Genomic DNA, 4921 nt, shown 5'->3' with positions numbered 1-4921 from the left:
TAGAATATAAGAAATAAAAAGACTTTGTGTGACTGGCGAAACGCGGATAACCGCGAGGGAGCACATGGTGTCGTAGCCGTTCGCCTGGGCAGAGGTAAGGGTTATCAACCCTTACCTCTTTTTGTTCAAATTTATAATAAAAAAGGAGAAACAATATGAGCCCAATTACATTAAAAAAAGTGAACCAAATTAAAACATTAAATAATATTGCAGAAAGCGGGTTAAAAGTCTTCCGCAAGGATAACTTTTCAGTCGACAATGACTGTGAAAATCCGGATGCAATCATTGCTCGTAGTTTTAATATGCATTCAATGGATTTCGGTAGTAATTTAAAAGCAATTGCAAGAGCTGGAGCAGGTGTTAATAATATTCCTGTCGACAAATGCACAGAGCAAGGAATTGTTGTTTTTAATACACCTGGAGCAAATGCAAATGCCGTTAAAGAGATGGTTTTAACTACAATAATGGCTTCATCAAGAAACCTTTTTGCTGGTGTGTCATGGACAAAGACCTTAGAAGGTGAAGGGGACCAAGTTCCAAAGCTTGTGGAAGCTGGGAAAAAGCAATTTGTAGGAAAAGAGATTAAGGGTAAAACTCTAGGTGTTATTGGACTAGGTGCAATTGGAGCACTTGTAGCGAACGATGCCATTGCTTTAGACATGGATGTAATTGGATTCGACCCATTTATTTCTGTTGATACTGCATGGAATTTATCACGTACAGTCCAACGTGCATTAACAATTGAAGAATTGTTTGCAAACGCTGATTACATTACCGTGCACACACCATTAACGGATGATACAAAAGGAATGTTTAATCAAGCCACATTTAGCATTATGAAACCAGGTGTGCATATTCTGAACTTCTCACGTGGAGAACTAGTGAACGAAATAGATTTGGCGGTTGCGCTAGAAGAAGGAATCGTGGGTCAATACATCACAGATTTTCCTAATGAAAATGTATTGAAAATGGAAAACACCATTTGTGTTCCACACCTTGGTGCATCAACAGCAGAATCTGAGGAAAATTGTGCGATTATGGCGGGGCGTCAAATAAAGGATTTCCTTGAGACAGGAAATATTAAAAACTCAGTGAATTTCCCAAATGCCACTCTACCATATTCAGGAAAACAACGTGTAGCAGCTTTCCACAAAAACATCCCTGGAATGGTTGGAAAGATAACTTCAGCTCTATCAAGCTATGATTTAAACATTGCAGATATGGTGAACAGAAGTAGAGGGGAATATGCCTATACAATGATCGATATTGATAACAATGTAACGAGTGAAATTATCCCTCAGTTAGAGGAAAAAATCGGCTTGATTGAAGGTATTGTTACTGTACGTATAATTTAATGAGAGTTTACCAAAGGTGATACAAATTTCTGTATCACCTTTTTGTTTTTCTAAAAAAGGTTCATTTAAGGTTCATTTAAGATAAATGGTCTATAAATGATATAGCTTTAGTGAGAAAAACAAGGAGGTATAACATTGAATAGAAAACTAGGAAGAATTCTTTTGATCATATCACTCATAGTGAACCTTTTATTAGTAGGTAAGATCATGATAGATTCAAGTGAAACACAGTTGTCTTATGCAATTAGTGGATATCAAGGTAGCCCAGAGGAAGAATTAATAGAGGTAATTAATAACACAAAGGAAGAACTTAATATTGCTATCTATAACCTAGATAATGACAACATCGTAGACGCTATTTCAGCCGCAGCGGAAAGAGACGTTTCCATTAGAATCATAGCCGATGGGGAAAATACAGAAAATAAAGATAGTAAAGAAATATTCGATGAGTTAGAGGCACTAAATATACCGATTAAAATAAATAAAGATGAAAAAATGCACATAAAGTTAACCATATCGGATAACCAAACCGTCGTAACAGGCTCCTTTAACTACACAAAAGACTCTGCAGAAGATAACGAGGAAGTCCTCTTAACCGTAAGTGATTCGGACTTAGCTTCATCTATGAAGGAATCATTTAATGAAATGTGGGATAGTGGTGATTTGGAGGAGTGGTAGAAGTAAGGAAATTAAATCAGTAGTTAAACACCTCTATACCATTCGTATAGAGGTGTTTTCATATTATTGATATCTGTCCCTAAAGGACGTGTCAGCAATTGTTTCTACACTAAATTCACCGTTGTCATACTTAATTACGGAAACACTGCAATTATCATGGTGCGGATAATCGCTCATCTTTGTTAATTGCATTAAATAGTTACCGATCGTTACTCCGTGTGAGAAAACGAGTATATTTCCGCCATCGTTTTTGTGCTTGTCGATGATTTCTTTAACGACGGAGGTTGTACGTGTATAAAGCTGGGAGTAGCTTTCCCCTTCTGGTGCAGACATATTTAGGTCGTTAAGGGTAAATAATTGTTCAAGTATATTTCCATATCGCTCGGTGATTTCTGATTCTACAAGTGACTCTAAAACACCAAAGTTCATTTCTTTCAGGCGTGGGTCTGTCATAGTTGGGAGATTTCGATGACCAACTGCGTACTTAGCTGTATCTATGACTCGTTGGCTTTCACTAGTGTATACAGCAGTAAATTCAATATCATCTAAGCCCATTCCTACAGACTTCGCTTGAGCAATTCCACGTTCGGTAAGCGGTGAATCACAAAACCCTTGCATACGTTTTTCTATATTATATTGAGTCTCACCATGACGTACAAAATAAAGCTTTAGTTCTTTTTCGGAGGACAAGCTATAACACCTACTTTGTATTGTAATTATTGTTTAGTTACCAAGAATTTTACCATACCTACTGAAGAATTGTTATTACTATTGGTTGATATAAGAAGAGAGGAAATTTACCCCTTTTGAGGTGATTTTTGTTCCAGCTCTTCCTTTCCCTTTAATGATTAAGTCTTGAGATTCTAAGAAATTAAGTCGTTTCCTAACCTGTTGGGGAGATAAGTAATATTTAGATTCTTTACTATATGAGGAAATCCATTCTCTGCTAGCTGCTTTTCCAGAATCATTGCATGCTTTAATTGCATTTAAAATAAACAAATACTCATCCTGTTCTAGTTTACTTTCAACTAGAATCAAGCTTGAACGTTCTTGTGTTATAGAAGGGGTTAGTCCATTACTGGGAATGTCATTTTCAGTTATGAGATGATTTTCACATACGGTAAGCATATAATCAACCACACTCTTTAATTCTCGGATATTACCTGGCCACTCATGCTGTAAAAGGAAATTCATTACCTGATTCTCGATTTTTATATCTAACCGATGTTTTTTGATAAAAGAATCAACAAGTAAGGGGATATCACTTTTTCTCTCTTTTAAAGGAGGGATTGAAAAGGTTAGAACATTAAGACGATAATATAAATCAGAACGAAACGTACCTGCTTGGATCTTATCTTGTAAATTTTTATTAGTAGCAGCTATAATTCGAACATTAATAGGAATGATTTTATCTCCACCAATTCTACGAATCTCATTTTCTTGTAGGACTCTTAATAAATGGGCTTGAACGTTAAGGCTAATATCTCCAATCTCGTCTAAAAAGAGGGTTCCATTATCCGCTAACTCAAATAATCCTTTTTTTCCGCCTTTCTTTGCCCCTGTAAATGCTCCATCCTCATATCCAAATAATTCACTTTCTAGTAAGCTCTCCGTTAATGCACTACAATTAACAGCCAAAAATGGTCCGGATTTTCTTGGTGAGTGGAGATGTATCGCGTTGGCAAACAGCTCTTTTCCAGTTCCTGTTTCTCCTTGAATAAAAACGGGATGTTCTGACTTAGCTAGCTTTTTAGCAATGGTTTTACAGAGTAAAATTTTCGGGTCGTGTCCAATAATATCTTGTAAATCATATTTTGCATATAAACCCTTCTTTTTTAACTGTCGTTGAGCTGCTTTTTCAATCTCAAATGCTTGATTTACACTTTTAAAGGTAGCAACAATGGTATTTTCTATACTCATTTGAGAGCGAAAGATAACAATTTCTATCCCTTTAACGGTGAAAAATTTACTATTTTCATTTCCTTGTAGGATAAAGTCAACAATCTCAGCGGGAAGTAGGGTTCCGATTGGTTTATGCAAAATATTTTGTGAAGAGAGTTGAAATAGTGCTTCTAAATGGTGGTTGAAAACGGTAAGTTCCTGCTGTGAATTCACCGCCAATACTCCGTCATCAACGGAATCAACGACCTTTTGTAAATGATCGTTCAACAGTTTTGTTTTTCGATCAGCGCTCAATAATTTCTTATGTAATTCTACGATATTTCGGATATATCTTTCTGATATCCGAGACGAAATATCTGTATGTAAGTGACAATAATCTACTAGTTTTAGAATGGTAGTCATATCAAAAAGTCGAACGTGAACATCAATAATATTTGGAATAAATGGTGGACAAAGATGAGGTTCTCCAGGTGTGACGGCTGTATCAATATCTTCATAAAATAATTGTCCTATATGAAAAGGGACAAATTGAATATGGTTGATACCCAGCTGATATAAAGACTCAATAAATTCTGTGGTTTCTGAATAGTTATCGTTAACTAAAAGAACTTTTTTATTTTCAGGGATCTTCAACAGCTGGTCAATATATTCATGGTGAATCATACGTTTACCAACAAAAAAATGTTCACATTGTATTTCTAACTTCTCAAAAGCCTCCTGTTTCACTACTTCTGATGAAAATAGTAGTAACGGCTCCCTTAAATAAGAGGGTATTTCTTCATCCATTGCATAGCTTATCACATCAATATAATCACCAAGTAATTGTTGAAGTTGGCCATGCAACACTCTTTTTGTTGTTGAACCTCCTGCGATTAAAGTAATACAAGGTTTTCTCATAAAAACACTCCTTATACACTTAATTGGTTTAATAGTAAACCCAATTAAGGTCAAAAACAACCAATTAATAAAATAAAGAAATAAAGAAA

Annotated in this window: 4 protein-coding genes and 1 riboswitch; of the genes, 2 read left to right on the top strand and 2 right to left on the bottom strand. The window is 35.5% G+C overall.

Annotated elements, in window-relative coordinates:
- Window positions 1–18: 18 nt before the first annotated feature.
- Window positions 19–97: riboswitch (ZMP/ZTP riboswitch) on the top strand.
- A 58-nt stretch (window positions 98–155) separates the two neighbouring features.
- Window positions 156–1355: a phosphoglycerate dehydrogenase gene (locus ACGLXV_RS12130; protein WP_391558801.1), complete on the top strand. Its 1200-nt coding sequence runs from the start codon at window positions 156–158 to the stop codon at window positions 1353–1355.
- Between the two features lie 135 nt (window positions 1356–1490).
- Entirely contained in the window at window positions 1491–2033 is a 543-nt protein-coding gene (locus tag ACGLXV_RS12125) for a phospholipase D-like domain-containing protein (protein ID WP_391558800.1), read from the top strand.
- Window positions 2034–2096: 63 nt separating this feature from the next.
- Here ACGLXV_RS12125 and ACGLXV_RS12120 read toward each other — a convergent pair whose 3' ends face one another.
- On the bottom strand, window positions 2097–2723 hold the full coding sequence (locus ACGLXV_RS12120) for a histidine phosphatase family protein (protein ID WP_391558799.1): 627 nt from the start codon (window positions 2721–2723) through the stop codon (window positions 2097–2099).
- Between the two features lie 78 nt (window positions 2724–2801).
- Window positions 2802–4832, bottom strand: coding sequence for a sigma-54 interaction domain-containing protein (locus ACGLXV_RS12115; protein WP_391558798.1), 2031 nt, complete (start codon window positions 4830–4832; stop codon window positions 2802–2804).
- Window positions 4833–4921 lie beyond the last annotated feature (89 nt).

Source organism: Robertmurraya sp., from assembly GCF_036676585.1.
In the GTDB taxonomy this organism is placed as follows: Bacteria; Bacillota; Bacilli; order Bacillales; family Cytobacillaceae; genus Robertmurraya_A.
The sequence above is the reverse complement of the archived record's forward strand: the minus strand, read 5'-3'. Positions and strand labels throughout refer to the sequence as shown.

What these genes read in the sequence shown, in the direction of transcription:
- ACGLXV_RS12130 (WP_391558801.1), top strand. Translation starts at nt 156, where the DNA reads ATGAGCCCAATTACATTAAAAAAAGTGAACCAAATTAAAACATTAAAT.
- ACGLXV_RS12115 (WP_391558798.1), bottom strand. Translation starts at nt 4,832, where the DNA reads ATGAGAAAACCTTGTATTACTTTAATCGCAGGAGGTTCAACAACAAAA.